Here is a 16,997-nt window from a genome sequence, read left to right on the forward strand (position 1 = left end):
CACCGAGCTTCTCGCCCTGAACACGAAGATCCGACCGCTCCTCCGGAGCAACCCACCGACGCTCCTCGATCGGAATACCCTCGGACTCACCCTCCGGCCCCGAACCGGCCGACTTCCCCCGCTCCGACGCGGACGTATCCAATTCCCCCGCATGCGATTCCGGAAAAGCTACTTCACCGAGCTTCTCGCCCTGAACACGAAGATCCGACCGCTCCTCCGGAGCAACCCACCGACGCTCCTCGATCGGAATACCCTCGGACTCACCCTCCCGCTCCGAACCGGCCGACTTCTCCCGCTCCGACGCGGGCTCATGGGGCTGTTCGAACGTCTTCGACGGAGCGAGCGGGTCGGCGGCGGTATGCGCCACGTCCGCCGCGTGGGCCAGGTCCGCGTCGATCAGCGCGCGCGTCAAGGTGTCGGCGCGGTGCAATCCCGTTGCGGCGTCCCGCAATTTGGTGAAGGCCGCCTCCGGGTCCGCGCCCTTCTTCACCTTCAGCTCGCGGCCCTCGAGGTCCCGCATGGTGTCGTCGAGTTTGGCCGGGGTCAGGTCGGATTCGGTGACCTTCAGGCCGGTCGTCTTCTCCAGGTTGGCGATCGCCTTCCGCAGCTCGTGCTGGGCGATGTCGTGACCACGCACGATCTGGGTGTGGATGTCGGCCGGCTCCTGCTCGGGCTTGCCCTTCGCCCCGTGCCCGCCGTGCCGCGCATTGGTCGGATCCAGCAGGTGCCGGGTCTGCTCGTCGAGCGGATCCACCGGTTTGCCGTCGTCCCCGAAAAGGATCGCGCGCGTGCCCTCGGTCTCGCGGGGGATCTCGGGCGGGAAGCCGTGCTCACGGCCCGCCGCCGGATCCTTCACCACGATCTTGCCGTCCTCATTGACCAGCAGATAGGCGTGGCCGCCGACGCCGTGCTCATCGGCGGGACCGGCGTAATGGTCGATGACCAGCGCGGACGAACCAGAGCCCAACTCCAGCAGCCGATCCGCGATCGCCTGGTGGTCGTCGTAGCGGCGCAGCTTGCCGCCCGCCTTCGCGACCACTTCCGACACGCTCATGCCCTCATGACCGGGAACCCGATCCGGAATCCGGATCGAATCATTGCCGGTCAGCTGGCGCAGCAGTTTCAGGGCCAGCTCACCGCACCGCCCGCGGTTCGGGTGCCCGTCGGTCGCCTTGGCCGGATCCGATTGCGGCGCAGCGTGATCGGGTGCCTCGTCGGGGTGCGCGGATCCCGCGTGCGCACCGGGTTCCCGCACCGAACCGGGGTGCTCGGCCGCCCCGTCGCCACGCGCAGGCTGCCCGTCACGACGTTCGCTCGGCCGGACCTCCGAGGTGGGCCGCTCGCTCCGGCGTCCACTCTCCGGGGCGTCGGCCCGCCGCTCACCGGTCGGGGCACGATGCTCCCCGGTCCCGCCCGAACGCCCGAGCGGGTGATCGCCCAGCGCCACCGGCGCGACCAGCAAACCGTCTTGCGCACCATCGGATTCGTGCCGGACGTCCGAGTGCGAACCGTCCTGCGCACGCTCCTCCGGCTTGCCGGTCTCCGCGTGCTGCCCCGACGGATGCTGCTCGGACGGGTGCCGCCCCGTGCCGCGCTCCGGTTCATCCGGCCGGGACTCCGCCGGATCATGCACAGAGTCACGGGATTCCGGGTGTTCCCCGGGCTCGCCCGCCCGCTCGGCCGCACCGTCATGCGCGGATTCATCAACCTGCCGCGGCGATTCCTCATGCTGCACAGCGGGATCAGCCTCACCACGCGCCGGATCATCCGCACTCACCGCAGATTCGTCACGCTGCGAAGGAATTTCGGACACCGGCTCCGAGTCACGACCGATCTCGTGATCACGCGCGGAGTCCGAATCGTGCACAGCCGGAACGGAGCCGTCCGCGTGTGCCGGTGCGTCCGAATCCGGTTGCTCCACAGGGTGTTCGGAGGCCGGATCACCGTGCTGCGGTTCGGCGTCGGAGTGCGGGTCCGCCTCCCGTGCCGAACCCGGCTCCTCGCCCGAATGATCGAGCGCACCCGCGGGATCGGGGTCGTGCGCGGTATCGGCGGGCGACTCGGGATCGCGAGCGGCAGCGGGGTCGGACTCGTCAGCGGACCGGCTCGATTCCGGCTCGCCGTCTCGTGAATTCGACTGTTCCGCAGGGTGTTCAGCGTCCGGTCGGGCGGCCGGGTCAGCGGCGGGCGCGGCAGGGTCGTTCGCGGGCGACGCGGGGTCGCGGGTCTCGCTGTTGTCGCCTACGGCCGGCTCGGAGGGAGACTCCGAATCTCTTGCCGGACTGGGCTCCTCGCCGGGTGTGGCCGGATCGGCGGTGGAATCCAAGCCTGCGCGGCCGTCGGCTATGCCCGTATCCGGGGCTGACGGGTCGTGGGTTCCGGGCTCCGGGCTGGCATTCGAGTCGGCGGACGAGGCGCCATCGAGGTGCTGGCCGGCAGCGTCCGATGGCTGAGTTCCGTTCGATTCCGACTGAGCGGCAATGGGTTCCGCGTCGGGCCGCCCGGAGATCGGTTCGGCCGTCTCGTGCGGACGACCGGCGTTGGCGTCCGGGGTCTCGCCACGGGCCTGGGCGCCCGCCGGGCGGGCTTCGGCGCCGGTCGGGCGCGCTTCCGTGCCGGTGGGGCGGGCATCGGGGCCCTGGGGGCGGGCGGCGTCGGCGCGCGGGGCATCGGCGCGGACACCGCTGCCGTCCCCGGCTCGGACCGGGCTGGTGGCGCGAGCGTCGGGGGTGGCGCGCGGAGTATCGGAGGAGCTTCGCGCGTCGGGCGCGGTAGCCGTGCCGTGTTGGGGTGCGGCGGTCGAGGGGCTGCCGGGCGCCGTGGTGCCGCTGCCCGCCGTGGCCGGGGCCGAGGTGCCCGGAGCCTGAGATCCGTTGGAGGAGGCGGCGATCGACGGTTCCGACCGGTCCGAGCCGGGCACAGCCGGTGCCGCGGCCGCGTCGTGCGGAGCCGCTGAGGCGCCCGGAGCGGATGTGCCCGCGGCGCCCGCCATGGCGGCACGCGGTTCGGCGGGCGGGCTCGCAGCGGCGTCCGGGCTGCTGGCCGCGGGCGCCACCGGCGTGGTCGAATCGGCGGGACCGGCGGATGCGGGCGCGCCCCCGGAGGTGGCGGACGGGTCGGTGGATCCGGTGCCGGACGTGCGGGCGCCAGCGTCGGCGGCAGCGGTCGACGCGCCACCGGTGGAGGCCGACTGGGTGCTCGAGCCCGAAGCCGGAGCGGAGCCGCCGGAAGTCGAGGCGGGAGCGGAGTTCGCGGGGGCGGAGGCCGGGGCGGTATTGCCCGGCCCCGAGGAGTTTCCGAGGTCGCCGGGGGCGGCGCCGCCGGTGCCCACGGGGGCGGAGGCCGGGGCGGGGACGTCGTGCTGTCCGGCTTGGACTCCGGATTCGACCGAGCCACCGGTGTTTTCATGCACGCCGACCTGCGGCTGCGCGCCGGTGTCGGCGGGGGCGTGCCCGGCCGGGGCGCCGTCGGCTGCGGTGCTCGGCTGGGAGCCGTGGTCGCCGCCTCCGGTCGCGCCGGTGTCGGTGGGTTCGGTCCCGCGGTCGGCGGGCGAACGGGAATCGGAGCCGCCGTAACCGCCCTGGTCGCCACCCTCTGGGCGGGCGGTGCTGCCGTCGCCGTTGTCGTGAGCGGCGGCACCCGAATCGGTGGTGTCACCGGAGAATCCGGCCGGGTGCATGCTGGATCCGCCGGTATCTCCCACACCGGTCCGACCGCCGCTGGTACCACCGCCGTTGTCGCCGCCGGCATCGGCACCGGCCGACGTGTGCCCGCCACCGGCGTGACTCGCGGGCACGCCATTGTCGCTGCCGCCGAAATGGCCGCCGCCAGTGGAGTTTCCAGCACTGATGCCCGGATCGTGGACCGCACCGATATTCGCCATATCGGGGCTGACCCCCGCACGCATGCGGGCCACTCGCGGACCCCAGAAGTCATGCGAGGCGGCATGATTCAGACCCGATATGCCGCCATTGGCGACACCACCGGTCAGCATGCGCGGATCGAAATTGGTGAAGGCGTTGCCCGCGTTCTTGAACGCGTCGCCCCAGCCGTGCTGGTACGCGTCCACCCCGAACTGCGTCGCGGTGCCGGCCAGGAATCCCGCTCCGCCGCCGGCCAATCCGGCGGTGGTGCCGGTAATGGCTGCGGCCAGATAGTGATTGACCGCGGAGCTCTCGAAATGCTCGCCCAGCGCCTTGCCGACCTTGCCACCCGCGATACCGCCCGCGGCCGAACTGACCGCGGTGACACCGATCTTGGTCCAGTCGAAACCGCTGCGATGCCCGGCGGCGATCTGGTAACCCTCGATACCGGCTTCCTGCAGCACACCGAGACCGGCGTCGAGCACGAAGTGGCGCACCATGAACTTCGCCAGCGACGAGCCCAGCATCTTGGCGGCATAGGTCGCGATCCGCTCGACCGCCTCCCGGCCGATGATGCGTACCGCGATGCGGGTGGCCGCCTGCGCCGCCGCCTCCGCGGCCGGCGCGGTGGGCGGGAAGATCCACGCCGCGGCCATTTCGAACGCCAGCATGGCCAGCGACGAATAGAACATGAGCTTGGTCGACTCGATCTCGGTGCCGGTGTCGTGCACCGATTCACCGATCTGGTCGTAGAAGCCCGCGAGATCCAGAATGGAGGTATTGCCGTCCTGCTTACCGCCGACCCCGGCCATATTGTCGAACTGCTTGGCCATGGCATCGCGACCATCGCCGTCCACGTACGCCGCCAGCGTCTTGTACTTGGCGTCGTCCATGTTGGACACCTGGCCGCGCAGACCGTCGGCGGCGGACTTCCAATAGTTCGCCAGGTCCCACATCTGGTCTTCGTTGCCGTCGGGCCATTGCACCCCGACGATCCAGCCCAGCCATTCGAGTTCCGAGGGCAGCTCGAGAGCCATGCGGCGCTACCCCACCCCGCGAGTTCGCATTACCATCCGGAATCGGTGGCCCCGCCGTGCCGCGGCTCCACGGTCTCGATCGCCGGTTCCTGGAACCCGCCCAGCCGTTCGGGCGACTTCGGGGGCGCGGTCGACACCACCGGCGGCTCCGGAATCGCCAATTGCTTACTGAGATCCGGCATTCCGGGCACGATATCGGTCAGCTTGGGCAGCCGGTTCCGGTTCTGCGAGACCGGGGCCATGATGTCGCGGCCCCGCCGCGCCACCTCAGCGGCCGCCTGCTGCGCCGCCTCCGTCACCGCCTTGGCGATCTCCGCATAGCCGAGATCCTCTATGCCGGAACCGAATCGGGTCTCGATCACGGTGCCGTCTGCGTTCACCGTGACGGTGACCCGCTTGCCGCGCACCGTCGCCGAGACGGTCAGCGCCGCGCGCTCGCGCTGCAACTGAGTGATGACCCGCATCTGGTTGGCGAAACCGTCCAGGATCTCCGCGAGATCGGCCTTGGCCTGCTCATTGCTCATGCCTGCGCCACACCGTTGAAGGCGTCGGCATTGGCCTGCTCGGTCTGCAGCAGCTTGTCGGCCGAAGCCTGCTGCGACGTGGAGAAATTCGCGAAGGTTCCGGCCATGTTCTTGGCGCCGTCGCGAATGTTCTTCGAGCTGGCCAGGTAGCCCTGTGCGCCATTGGCGAACTGGCTGCCGAGACTGTCGCTGCCCCAAGGCGTCCCGAGTGCGTCGGCACTGGACTCGAGAGTGTGCACGACACCCTGGATCCCGTCTCGCACCACCCCGGTCGCCCGCGACGCGGTCACCAGCAAGTCATGGTACGACTCCAACCGACCACTCATGGCATTGACCTTGTCAGCCCTGGGCAACCACTCAGTAGCCGGAATCTTAACGGCGGGTGCCGATTCGGGCGGCGTGAGCGATCACCGGCGGCGCGGAAGCACCGCGCCGCCCCGGCGATCACTCGTCGTATTCGCCGCGCCACTCCATCTGCTCGATGATCTGCGCCACGGTCCCGGCGATCCGGTCGGTGAACTGCCGGGCGTCCACGCTCACGGCCAGCAGCTCGGGCTGAGCCAAGTCGATGAGGTAGCGACCGTCATCGGCCACGTCCCGCCAATCCAAAGCCATTCCGGTGAGCCCGCGCGGGCCGTACTTGGATCGCGCCTGCGCCACCCGCACCGACCCCGCGAGCGTGACCGGCTCGGAAAGGAATGCGACGGTTGCCGATTCGTCCGTCTCATCGAAACTGTCGAAGGCGCCGGACCCCTGCGAAGCGTACGGATCCGGCGCCACCGGCGCCGCGCCGACAATGGGAATCGCCGTCCGACGGCCGGCTTTCGCCGCCGGCAACTGCGCCACCAGCAAGCCGGGCAATTCCTCCGGATCACACTCCAGCACAGTGACATTCCCGCCGTGCTCGAACGTCTCACCGGCCTCCTGACGCAGTAGCAGCGCCCGCCGGCCCAGCCGCGCACCGTGCATACGGATCACCTTGGCCGGATCGCCGAACGCGCCATCCAGGCTGGCGCGCAACCCGATCCACACCTCAGGACGTGCCACCACCCGCATCGCCTGCCGGAAATCCGAGCCCAGTTCGCGATCCAGCCGCTCGCGGATCTCGGCGACCTCACGCTCGTAATCGGCGAGCAGCGGAGTGCGACTGAGATAGGTCAACGGCGCGGGCAGTACCCCGTCCAGGTACTGCACACTCAGCACCTGGAACTCGTCGTCGGTGAACTCCCAGTGGGTCACCCCTCGACCACCGGAATCCGCGCCTCCAGCGTGTGGGTCAACGCGTCGACGAAGTCGGGCTGCGCGGGTTCGGCTCCGGCGGTGCTGGTTTCGGTCACCACGACCTGCACGGGCGCGGCGGTCAGACCCACCGTCTGCACCGTGCCGTCCTGCTCCAGACCCGCACGAACCAGTCCGCCGTGATCCAGATCGGCGTGCACCATGCCGCCGTCCGGCAACACACCGCCGCCGAGCACGGTGTCGCCACCGAACAGGTTGGTGAACGACGGCACTCCGGCCGCCTGCGCGCTCGCGGGCGTCGGGATGGCCGCGCCCATGGGCGTGGTGACCGGCGTCGTCGTGGGCGTGGTGGTGGGCGTGGCGGCCTGGGTGGGATCGGTGGGCAGACCGAGCAGCTGCTTCAACTGGTTCAGCTTGTCCGGCGACGCCTCGATAGCGGTGAGCGCATTGGTCACCGTGTCCTGCGGCACCCCGAGCGCCTCGGCCAGCTTGGCGATATCGCCCGTGCTCAAGGCGGATTGCATCTGCTGGAACACCGTGCCCAGCGAGGACAGCCCCTGCAAGCCGCTCGACGCCACACCGGCCAGCGAGCTCAGCGTGCTCGCGATGGTGGACAGCCCGTCCGAGCCCGAGCCGGTGGAGCTGGTGGACGGTGTGGACTGCGGCACGGAGGTGCCGGGAGAACTCGGAGCGTTGCCGGACGGGTTGGTGGAAGGAGTCTGCCCGTTGGGATTCGTCCCATTCGGGTTGGTGCCGTTGGGATTCGTCCCATTCGGGTTGGTGCCATTCGGGTTGGTGCCGTTGGGATTCGTCCCGTTCGGGTTGGTGCCGTTCCGATCGGACGTGTCCTTCAAGGGCGGAATATTGGGGGCCTTGTACTGGCTCTTGGTGCCACCGCCATCGGAGCCGCCGGCGTTGGACCCACCGGCGTTCGAGCCACCGTTGCTGCCACCGTTGCTGCCGCCGTTGTTCCCACCGTTGTTGCCGCCGTTATTGCCACCATTGTTGCCGCCGTTATTACCACCGTTATCTCCGCCGTTGTCGGGCTTCTGCGGCTGCACCGCCGTCGGGCCCGGAACCACCGGGAGCGTGGACGCGGTGTCCTTCAACGGCTGGCAGTAGTAATTGGCGAAATTCTGCTGGTACGTCGGCAGATTGAAGGACCCGTCGCCGAACGTCGGAGTCTGGTAGACGCCGTAGGCGTTGACACCGGTCGTCCAGTACATGGTGTCGTCCGGCGCGGATTCCAGGGGCATGTTGTTCTTGGTCTGCGCCATCCAGCCCGACGTGTACTCCAGCAGCGCGCCGGTGGTCCGCATGACATCCGTCAACGGCCCGAGATCGTCGCAGTAGCGCTGCACTGCGGCCTGCGCGGCGTCGGCGCCGCCCGCCACCGGACTCGACCACGAACCGCTCAGCGACTGAATATTGTTCGAGAAATCACCGATGTAGCTGTCGACCTGATCGGCGAGCCACTTCCATACTCCGCCGGCGGTGGCATACGGGTCCGGTTTCAGCGCTTGGCCGAGGTTGTAGAGCTGGTTCCAGGTCATCGCCGACGAGTTCTCGATGTGCACATCGACGCCGACCTTGGTCTTGCCCGAATCGCCTTGGAAGGTCTTCAGATTGTCGGGGAACTTGACGTCGAAGGAACCGGTCGGCGCCTTCTCGGGCGCCGGTGGATTCACACCCGCCAGAGCCGTCGCCGTATCCGTGATCTGGGTATTGAGACCCTTGAAGTTGTCGGCGTTCTCGCCGTCCTGCTTGATGTACTCCTTGCCCGCCGCCTCGAAGGTGTTCCCCATATCGGTGAGGATGGCGACATGGATGTCGAAGACATTCAGCAGTGCGGTGCCGGACTTGTTGAACTCGCTGCCCATCAGCTTGCCGGAGGAGAGACTGCCGATCGGGCCGAGACTGTCGAGGCCATTGCCCTTGGCGATGTTCTTCAGATACAGCAACTGGCCGATCAGGTCCGAACAGTACTGCGCGCCCTGTTCGGCGGCGCCGGGGTCATACTTCAGGGCGCCCTGGTCCGCCTGCTGCTTCAGCCCAGGCCAAGCCGTGTTGTCTTTACTTGTGTCAGGTGCCATCGGTAACTACTGCCACTCCGCCCAGTTTTCAGATGTCCGTGCCAGCACAGCCTACTGTCGTGAACTACCGGTGGCGCACAAGGAAATTCGGGGCATGCACGGGCGCTCAACAGTAACTCCGAACGGCGACCGCCGCCCGGCGGAGGCCGTCTGGAAAGATCGCGAACCATGCGGGTACTGGTGCAGCGGGTCACATCAGCGCAGGTGACGGTGGACGGCGAAGTGGTCGGGCGGATCGATCCCGGCGCACACGGCGCGGTCCACGGGCTGGTAGCCCTGGTCGGGGTCACTCACACCGATACCGAGGCGACGGCGAAGACGCTGGCCGACAAGCTGTTCCGGTTGCGGATCCTCGACGGGGAGCGATCCGCCGCTGATCTGGGTGCGCCGATTTTGGTGATCAGTCAGTTCACCCTCTACGCCGATACCACCAAGGGCCGTCGCCCCTCGTGGAACGCCGCCGCCCCCGGGCCGATCGCGGAACCGCTGGTGGACACGTTCGCCGCCGCCCTGCGCGCACTCGGTGCGACGGTCGCCACCGGGCGGTTCGGGGCGCATATGCATGTCGAGCTCGTCAACGACGGCCCCGTCACCATCCTGCTCGAAAGCTGACCAGGGACAATAACCCCCGCGGCTAGGGTGGCAGGCATGCTGCTGTGGATCAATGGGCCCTTCGGTGGAGGAAAGACGCACACCGCGTACGAACTGCATCGGCGGTTGCCCGGGAGTGTGGTGTGCGATCCCGAAGAGGTCGGATTCGGGCTGCACCGGGTCCTCCCCAGGGAGTTGCGGGGGGACTTTCAGGATCTACCCGCCTGGCGGCAGGGCGTTTTCGAGACGCTCGATCTGGTGTTGAGCAAGCATGACGGGCCGGTGATCGCGCCGATGACCGTGGTCGAGCCGGCCTACTTCGCGGAGACGGTCGGGCGGTTGCGTGAAAAGGGGCATGAGGTACGGCATTTCGCGCTGATGGCGCGGCCCGAGACCGTGGTGCGACGGCTGCGCGAGCGCGCGCTGGGCGGGTTGCGGCACGAGAGTTTCGCGGTGGAGCGGGTCGACCATTGCCTGAACGCGCTGGCCGCACCCGAATTCGCCGACCACATCCACACCGACGAGCTCACGCTGCGTGAGGTCGCTGATCGGATCGCCACCACCTGCGGCCTCACCCTGACCCCGAACACCGACGGCCGGTTCCGCACCGAACTCCGCCGAGTCCTGTTGGGCATCAGGCATATTCGCCTGTTCTGACGGATCCGTCAGCGGACCGGGTCAGGGCGCGGGTGTCAGCGGTTTCAGGACCCGCTCCACCAGGGCCGTGTCACAGTGCTCCACAACCTCGGTGATCAGGCCATCGGCCAGTGTGAACAGCAGGCAGTAGGTCTGGTGGTAAGGCTCGCCGGAGACCGTGGTGGCATAGCCGCGGGCCTGGACCACGACGCGGTCGCCGTCGGCCAGGATCAGATCGGCCTCCATTCGGTAGGCGTCGGCGAACTGGGTCATCAGCGGACGCAGGAGACCCTGCACCACAGCGCTTTTCGGGGACCAGGTGCCCGACCAGGACCAGGATCCTGGAAAGGTCCAGCGGCAATCGTCGGACATGGCGTCGCTCAGGGCGCGACGGTTGCCCAGCGCCATCTGATCGAAGACGGCTCGGATCAGTTCTTTGTTTTCCGCGGTGCTCATACGGTCGACGTTACGGGTGAGCCCGGCTATGCGACCAACGAGAATCACGCATACCCAGCATCACCATTCCGCATGGGTCACGACTCGCGGGCCGAGGTCGGCAGGGCGGCGGTCAGGCCTGGAACGCCGTCCCTTGCACAGCCATTGGAGCGACGTTCGGTCAGGGGAGCAAGGTGAAGCCCTCCGCATGACGAGGACGTACGACGGAGAAATGGCGGCGGTCTGTGGTCGCGACCTGCGTCAGGTTTCTCCGCTCCGCGGCAGCGACGACTGATGCGTCGGCGGTTCCGAGTGGTAGGTCGCGATACTTCGCCACGAGTTCCGCGATCCGCAGCCAGTCCGCAGGATGCACCGGTTCCACGCTGAATAGCCCCTCGGCGAAATCGCCTAGAAACCGAACCTCCGCCTCGGCCCCCAATCGTGTGCCGATCAGATACGCGGCCTCCGCAATCACCAAGGTCGGCACCACAAGCGGCCCGCGATGAGACTGCAGTAACTCGAGGCAGGCTTCGTGGTGAGCGTCGTCCGCGTCGACGTATGCGTACAGGGGACCTGCGTCGACCACCAAGGCAGCTATCGTCCCCACTCCCTCTCGAGAATCTCATCGATACGGCTCGAGGTATCGGACCGACCGCTGCGCCCGGCTGCCGCAGCTCCGAATTTCCGCCGCCCGGAGGGCGCGGACAAGTACTGGGCGAGAGCCTCTCTGGTCAACTCGGACACGGTGATGCCCCGCACGTGCGCCTCGTGCCGTAGCCGGTCATCGAGTTCGTCCGGCAGTTTCACCGTTGTGCGCTTCATGGTATGCCAGCATACCTTCGAGCACCGAGGATCTGCTGACGAGAGAGTCAGCGGCAAGCAAAACGAGTCACGCCCCGTTCCAGCACATTGGAACGGGGCGTGATGAGATCGGCGTAGGTCCTACTCCGGGCGCAGGGTCAGGATGCGCGGGCCGTGCTCGGTGACCGCGACCGTGTGCTCCCAGTGGGCGGCTCGGGTGCCGTCGTCGGTGACGACGGTCCAATGGTCGTCCAGCTCATGGGTTTCCGTGGTGCCGAGGGTGAGCATGGGCTCGATGGCGAGGACGGAGCCGACGCGGAGTTCGGGGCCCTTGCCGGGTGCGCCCTCGTTGGGCAGGAACGGATCCATGTGCATTTCGCGGCCGATGGCGTGGCCGCCGTACCCGGAGACGATGCCGTACTTGCGGTCGTGCAACTTCTCGGCGGCGTAGGTGCCCTGCTCGATGGCGTGCGAGACGTCCGAGAGCCGGTTACCCGGGACCATGGCGGCGATGCCGGCCTCCATCGAGAGCCGGGTCGCCTCGCTGAGCAGGCGGTCCGCCTCGATGAGGGTGCCGGCGCCGAAGGTCCACGCCGAATCGCCGTGCCAGCCCTCGAGGATGGCGCCGCAGTCGATGGACACCAGGTCGCCCTCGGCGAGGATCTCGTCCTTGGACGGGATGCCGTGCACCACTCGGTCGTTCACCGACGAGCAGATGGAACCCGGGAAACCGTGGTAGCCCTTGAACGACGGGATCGCCCCGGCCTCACGGATGACCTGCTCGGCCACCTCGTCCAGTTCCCAGGTCGAGACGCCGGGCTTGGCGGCGGCTCGCACCGCCACCAGCGCGCGGCCGACGACAGCGCCGGCCGCCGCCATGGCGTCCAGTTCACCGGCGGTCCGGAAGGGCACCACCCGCTTGCTCTTGCGGCCGAAGACCATTCAGCGACCCAGGGCCTTCAGCGCCCGCTCGTTGACCTCGGCGACATCGCCGACACCCTCGACCGAGACGACCTGGCCGTCGTAGTGCTCCAGCAGCGGCTCTGTCTCCTCGCGGTAGACGCGCATGCGGTTGCGGATGACCTCTTCGGTGTCGTCGCCGCGGCCGCGGGCCAGCATGCGCTCGACCACCACGTCCTCGTCGACCACGAAGGAGATGACGGCGTCGAGCTCCTTGCCGGCCTCCTTGAGCATCTTCTCCAGCGCCTCGGCCTGATCCACGGTGCGCGGGTAGCCGTCCAGGATGAAGCCGTTGACTGCGTCCGGCTCGGCGATGCGCGCCTCGACCATGCGGTTGGTCACGTCCGACGGGACCAGGTTGCCGGCATCCAGATACTGCTGCGCCTCGCGGCCCAGCGGAGTCTGCTCCGCGATATTCGTGCGAAAGAGGTTCCCGGTGGAGATGTGCGGAACACCGAGCTTTTCCGACAACAGTTCGGCCTGGGTGCCTTTACCGGCACCGGGCGGTCCGAGCAGTACGAGTCTCACTTCAGGAACCCTTCGTAGTTTCGGTTCATCAACTGGCTCTCGATCTGTTTCACGGTATCGAGGCCGACGCTCACAATGATCAGCACGGAGGTACCACCGAACGGCAGGCTGGACACGCCGCCACCCCCGGAGCCGATACCCAGCAGCAGGTTCGGTAGCACAGCAACAGCACCGAGGTAGAGCGAGCCGGGCAGGGTGATCCGGCTCAGGACGAAGTTCAGGTAATCGGCGGTCGGCCTGCCCGGGCGGTAGCCGGGAATGAAGCCGCCGAACTTCTTCATCTCGTCCGCGCGCTCCTCCGGATTGAAGGTGATCGCGACATAGAAGTAGGTGAAGAACACGATCAGGGCGAAGTAGATCGCCACGTAGACCGGGTTACTCGGGTTGACCAGGTACTTCTGGATCAGCTCCTGCCACTTGGCAGGGTTACCGGAACTCTTCTGGGTCAACTGCGCCAACAGGTTCGGCAGATACAGCAGCGAGGACGCGAAGATGACCGGGATGACACCCGCCTGGTTCACCTTCAACGGCAGATAGGTCGAGGACCCGCCGTACATCTTCCGGCCGACCACACGCTTGGCGTACTGCACCGGAATCCGGCGCTGGCCCTGCTCGACGAAGATGACGCCGACGATGACCACCAGTGCGGCGAAACCGACCAGAATGGTGGTGGTCAGGCCACGGCTGTCGTAGATCTGCTTGCCCTGCGACGGAACTCGCGCCGCGATACCCGCAAAGATCAACAGCGACATGCCGTTACCGATGCCGCGCTCGGTGATCTGCTCGCCGAACCACATGACCAGGGCCGCGCCCGCGGTCATGACCAGCACGATGATGATCATGCCGAAGATCGAGGTGTCGTCCAGGATGTCCTTCTGACAGCCACGCAGCAGCTGACCGCGGGAGGCGAGCGCGACCAGACCGGTCGACTGCAGCACGGCCAATGCGATCGACAGATACCGCGTGTACTGGGTCATCTTGTTCTGACCCGACTGGCCTTCTTTGCGCAGTTCCTCGAACCGCGGGATGACGACCGTCAACAGCTGGATGATGATGCTCGCCGTGATGTACGGCATGATGCCGATCGCGAACACGGACAGCTGCAGCAACGCGCCGCCGGAGAAGAGGTTGATCAGCTGGTAGATACCGGCGTCATTGCCGCCGTTGACCAGGTTGATGCATTCCTGGACGTTCTTGTAACTGACGCCCGGCGAGGGCAGCGACGCACCGAGCCGGTAGAGCGCGATCAGTCCCAGCGTGAAGAGAATCTTCCGCCGTAAGTCCGGGGTCCGGAAAGCCGACACGAAGGCGGAAAGCACAGATCCTCCTGGCTAACGACATGGGTCAGGCCACGGATTCAGCGATGGGCTGGTTTAGCCGAAAAACGCCGAGAACCATGACGGTGTTGGCAGACAACACTTGAACTCTAACAGCGGCACCGGGCGAGCTCGCGACTCGCCCGGTGCCATTGCTATTTCAGGTTACCGTCAGGCCAGCTCGGTGGCAGTGCCACCCGCCGCCGTGATCTTCTCCTTGGCGGAGCCGGAGAACTTGTCGGCCGAGACCTGAACGGCCACAGCGATTTCGCCCTCGCCGAGCACCTTCACGAGCTCGTTCTTGCGAACGAGGCCGTTGGCGACCAGCTCGGCCTTGCCGATGGTGCCGCCCTCGGGGAACACGCGGGCGATGTCACCGACGTTCACGACCTGGTACTCGGTGCGGAACGGGTTGGTGAAGCCCTTGAGCTTGGGCAGACGCATGTGAATCGGCATCTGACCGCCCTCGAAGCGGACCGGGACATTCTTGCGAGCCTTCGTACCCTTGGTACCGCGGCCCGCGGTCTTGCCCTTCGAGCCCTCACCGCGACCCACACGGGTCTTCTCGGTCTTGGCACCCGGGGCAGGACGCAGGTGGTGCAACTTGATGGTCATGCTTAGACCTCCTCAACCTGAACGAGGTGGCGCACGACGTTGATCAGGCCGCGATTCTGCGCGTTGTCATCACGCACCACGGACTTGCGGATACCACGCAGCCCGAGGGTGCGCAGCGACTCCCGCTGATTCGCCTTGGCGCCGATGCTGGACTTGACCTGGGTCACTTTCAGCTGTGCCATATCAGACTCCCTGTCCCGCGCGCGCACGCAGCATGCCGGCCGGGGCCACGTCCTCGATCGGCAGACCGCGGCGAGCGGCGACCTCTTCGGGACGCTGCAGCATCTTCAGAGCCGCAACGGTGGCGTGCACGACGTTGATGGCGTTGTCGCTACCGAGCGACTTGGCCAGAACATCATGGATGCCCGCGCATTCCAGCACGGCACGGCACGCGCCACCGGCGATCACACCGGTACCGGGCGAAGCCGGACGCAGCATGACGACACCGGCAGCCGCCTCACCCTGAACCGGGTGGGTGACGGTGGAGCCGATCATCGGAACGCGGAAGAAGTTCTTGCGAGCCTCTTCGACACCCTTCTGGATGGCCGCGGGAACTTCCTTGGCCTTGCCGTAGCCGACGCCGACGAGACCGTTGCCGTCACCGACGATCACGAGGGCGGTGAAGCTGAAGCGACGACCACCCTTCACGACCTTGGAGACGCGGTTGATCGCGACGACGCGCTCGAGCTGGTTCTTCTCGGCGGCATTGTCCCGGCGATCGCTACCGCCGCGGCGGTCGCGACCGCCACCACGCTGATCGCGGCTTTCGCTGCCACTATTCTGTCCGGCGGGACCGTTGCTTCCGCCGTCACGCCGCTGACGTCCCGGCATCAGACGTTCCCTTCGTTCGCAGTGTTGATCATCAGAACTTCAGCCCACCTTCACGGGCGGCATCGGCGAGCGCCGCGATACGGCCGTGGTAGTCGTGACCACCACGGTCGAACACGACCGCCTCGACGCCGGCAGCCTTGGCGCGGGCGGCGATCAGCTCGCCGACCTTGGCGCCCTTGGCGGACTTGTCACCCTCGAGAGCACGCACATCGGCCTCGATGGTCGACGCGGCGGCAATGGTCTTGCCGGCGGAGTCGTCGATCAGCTGGGCGTGGATGTGGCGCGCGGAGCGGTTGACCACCAGGCGCGGACGCGCGGTGGTGCCGACGACCTTCTTGCGCAGACGGAAGTGACGACGCGTCTTGGACAGGCGGCGCGCGGTCGAGACGTCCTTGCCGATCGGCTTGCGAGCGGCCTTCTGCTTTTCGGTTTGTGCCATGGCTTACTTACCCGTCTTTCCGACCTTGCGGCGAACGACCTCGCCGGCGTAGCGGATGCCCTTGCCCTTGTACGGATCGGGCTTACGCAGGCCGTGGATCACCGCGGCGATCTGGCCGACCTTCTGCTTGTCGATGCCGGACACCGAGAACTTGGTCGGGGACTCCACTGCGAAGGTGATGCCCTCGGGCGCGTCGACCGGAACCGGGTGGCTGTAGCCCAGGGCGAACTCGAGGTTCGAGCCCTTGGCCTGCACGCGGTAACCGACGCCGAAGATTTCCATCTTCTTCTCGTAGCCCTGCGTCACACCCACGATCATGTTGCTGATCAGGGTGCGGGTCAGGCCGTGCAGCGAGCGGTTCTGGCGCTCGTCGTTGGGACGGACCACCTCCAGCTCACCCGACTCGGCCTTGGCGACGGTGATCGGCTCGGCGACCACATGCGAGAGGGTGCCCTTGGAACCCTTCACCGTGATGCTCTGGCCGTCGATGGTCACCTCGACGCCGGCGGGAACCGGGATCGGCTTCTTACCGATACGCGACATTGTTCCTACCTCCCTTACCAGACGTAGGCGAGGACTTCGCCGCCCACGCCCTGCTGCTTGGCCTGACGGTCAGTGAGCAGACCCGAGGACGTGGAGATGATCGCCACGCCCAGGCCGCCGAGCACCTTGGGCAGGTTGGTGGACTTCGCGTAGACCCGGAGGCCCGGCTTCGACACGCGGCGCACACCCTGCAGGGAACGCTCACGGCTCGGGCCGTACTTCAGGTCGACGACCAGGGTCTTGCCGACGGTCGCATCTTCGGTGCGGAAGTCGGCGATGTAGCCCTCACGCTTGAGGATCTCGGCGATGTTCGCCTTGAGCTTCGAGTGCGGAGCCTTCACCTGATCGTGGTACGCCGAGTTGGCGTTGCGCAGACGGGTCAGAAAGTCTGCGATCGGATCAGTCATGGTCATGTGTTTGACCGGTACCTTTCTCGCCGCGGTTCCCATTCAGCACCGTCTGAGATCGGCGGTCGTGGGCCTACGACAATTCGGGGCGGTCCAGCCGGGGATGCCCGACTGGAGAAAACGCTTGCGCCCGGAGCAA

The 16,997-nt window shown here is 67.3% G+C and carries 18 protein-coding genes and 1 pseudogene; 2 read left to right on the forward strand and 17 right to left on the reverse strand.

Annotation, left to right across the window (positions count from 1 at the left end; genetic code table 11):
* The 5 genes and pseudogenes from ACIRRA_RS00435 to ACIRRA_RS00455 all read right to left on the reverse strand — a co-directional run.
* Positions 1-4,900, reverse strand: a pseudogene (locus ACIRRA_RS00435) (hypothetical protein); the annotation flags it as partial.
* 29 nt (positions 4,901-4,929) lie between these two features.
* Complete coding sequence (locus tag ACIRRA_RS00440) at positions 4,930-5,424, reverse strand: YbaB/EbfC family nucleoid-associated protein (protein ID WP_402761121.1); 495 nt, start codon at positions 5,422-5,424, stop codon at positions 4,930-4,932.
* Complete coding sequence (locus ACIRRA_RS00445; RefSeq protein WP_402761123.1) at positions 5,421-5,750, reverse strand: hypothetical protein; 330 nt, start codon at positions 5,748-5,750, stop codon at positions 5,421-5,423. The genes ACIRRA_RS00440 and ACIRRA_RS00445 overlap by 4 nt, the downstream gene beginning before the upstream one ends.
* A gap of 118 nt (positions 5,751-5,868) precedes the next feature.
* On the reverse strand, positions 5,869-6,663 hold the full coding sequence (locus ACIRRA_RS00450; RefSeq protein ID WP_402761125.1) for an ESX secretion-associated protein EspG: 795 nt from the start codon (positions 6,661-6,663) through the stop codon (positions 5,869-5,871).
* Positions 6,660-8,756: a hypothetical protein gene (locus ACIRRA_RS00455; RefSeq protein ID WP_402761127.1), complete on the reverse strand. Its 2,097-nt coding sequence runs from the start codon at positions 8,754-8,756 to the stop codon at positions 6,660-6,662. The genes ACIRRA_RS00450 and ACIRRA_RS00455 overlap by 4 nt, the downstream gene beginning before the upstream one ends.
* Before the next feature lie 168 nt (positions 8,757-8,924).
* On the opposite strand from ACIRRA_RS00455, the gene dtd reads away from it, so the two are divergent.
* The gene (gene dtd / locus ACIRRA_RS00460; RefSeq protein ID WP_402761129.1) at positions 8,925-9,368 is read left to right on the forward strand and encodes a D-aminoacyl-tRNA deacylase; all 444 of its coding nucleotides are present in this window, start codon (positions 8,925-8,927) and stop codon (positions 9,366-9,368) included.
* 36 nt (positions 9,369-9,404) lie between these two features.
* Positions 9,405-10,004 carry an AAA family ATPase gene (locus tag ACIRRA_RS00465; protein WP_402761130.1) on the forward strand — a complete coding sequence of 200 codons (600 nt, stop codon included), beginning with the start codon at positions 9,405-9,407 and terminating at the stop codon, positions 10,002-10,004.
* Between the two features lie 21 nt (positions 10,005-10,025).
* Here the strand turns inward: ACIRRA_RS00465 and ACIRRA_RS00470 are convergent, their stop codons facing one another.
* The 12 genes from ACIRRA_RS00470 to rpsH all read right to left on the reverse strand — a co-directional run bounded on the left by ACIRRA_RS00470 (position 10,026) and on the right by rpsH (position 16,864).
* Entirely contained in the window at positions 10,026-10,439 is a 414-nt protein-coding gene (locus ACIRRA_RS00470; RefSeq protein WP_402761132.1) for a nuclear transport factor 2 family protein, read from the reverse strand.
* 160 nt (positions 10,440-10,599) lie between these two features.
* Entirely contained in the window at positions 10,600-11,004 is a 405-nt protein-coding gene (locus ACIRRA_RS00475) for a type II toxin-antitoxin system VapC family toxin (protein ID WP_402762219.1), read from the reverse strand.
* Between the two features lie 8 nt (positions 11,005-11,012).
* Positions 11,013-11,240, reverse strand: a complete 228-nt coding sequence (locus ACIRRA_RS00480; protein ID WP_402761134.1) for a CopG family transcriptional regulator — start codon at positions 11,238-11,240, stop codon at positions 11,013-11,015.
* 120 nt (positions 11,241-11,360) lie between these two features.
* Positions 11,361-12,161 carry a type I methionyl aminopeptidase gene (gene map / locus ACIRRA_RS00485; protein WP_402761137.1) on the reverse strand — a complete coding sequence of 267 codons (801 nt, stop codon included), beginning with the start codon at positions 12,159-12,161 and terminating at the stop codon, positions 11,361-11,363.
* Positions 12,162-12,707: an adenylate kinase gene (locus ACIRRA_RS00490; protein WP_356996993.1), complete on the reverse strand. Its 546-nt coding sequence runs from the start codon at positions 12,705-12,707 to the stop codon at positions 12,162-12,164.
* Positions 12,704-14,026, reverse strand: coding sequence for a preprotein translocase subunit SecY (gene secY, locus ACIRRA_RS00495; protein WP_356996992.1), 1,323 nt, complete (start codon positions 14,024-14,026; stop codon positions 12,704-12,706). The genes ACIRRA_RS00490 and secY overlap by 4 nt, the downstream gene beginning before the upstream one ends.
* 168 nt (positions 14,027-14,194) lie before the next feature.
* Positions 14,195-14,638, reverse strand: coding sequence for a 50S ribosomal protein L15 (gene rplO, locus ACIRRA_RS00500; RefSeq protein WP_354830509.1), 444 nt, complete (start codon positions 14,636-14,638; stop codon positions 14,195-14,197).
* Positions 14,639-14,640: 2 nt separating this feature from the next.
* A complete protein-coding gene (gene rpmD / locus ACIRRA_RS00505; protein ID WP_154786029.1) occupies positions 14,641-14,820 on the reverse strand; it encodes a 50S ribosomal protein L30 in 180 nt (59 codons plus the stop codon).
* Position 14,821: 1 nt separating this feature from the next.
* On the reverse strand, positions 14,822-15,469 hold the full coding sequence (rpsE, locus tag ACIRRA_RS00510) for a 30S ribosomal protein S5 (RefSeq protein ID WP_402761144.1): 648 nt from the start codon (positions 15,467-15,469) through the stop codon (positions 14,822-14,824).
* A gap of 31 nt (positions 15,470-15,500) precedes the next feature.
* Entirely contained in the window at positions 15,501-15,908 is a 408-nt protein-coding gene (rplR, locus tag ACIRRA_RS00515) for a 50S ribosomal protein L18 (RefSeq protein WP_402761147.1), read from the reverse strand.
* Between the two features lie 3 nt (positions 15,909-15,911).
* Positions 15,912-16,451 (reverse strand): 50S ribosomal protein L6, encoded by a 540-nt coding sequence (rplF, locus tag ACIRRA_RS00520; protein WP_379437320.1) that lies wholly within the window; start codon positions 16,449-16,451, stop codon positions 15,912-15,914.
* 14 nt (positions 16,452-16,465) lie between these two features.
* Positions 16,466-16,864 (reverse strand): 30S ribosomal protein S8, encoded by a 399-nt coding sequence (gene rpsH / locus ACIRRA_RS00525; RefSeq protein ID WP_040855371.1) that lies wholly within the window; start codon positions 16,862-16,864, stop codon positions 16,466-16,468.
* Positions 16,865-16,997: the final 133 nt, after the last annotated feature.

This window comes from Nocardia sp. NPDC101769 (assembly GCF_044766925.1).
In the GTDB taxonomy this organism is placed as follows: Bacteria; Actinomycetota; Actinomycetes; order Mycobacteriales; family Mycobacteriaceae; genus Nocardia.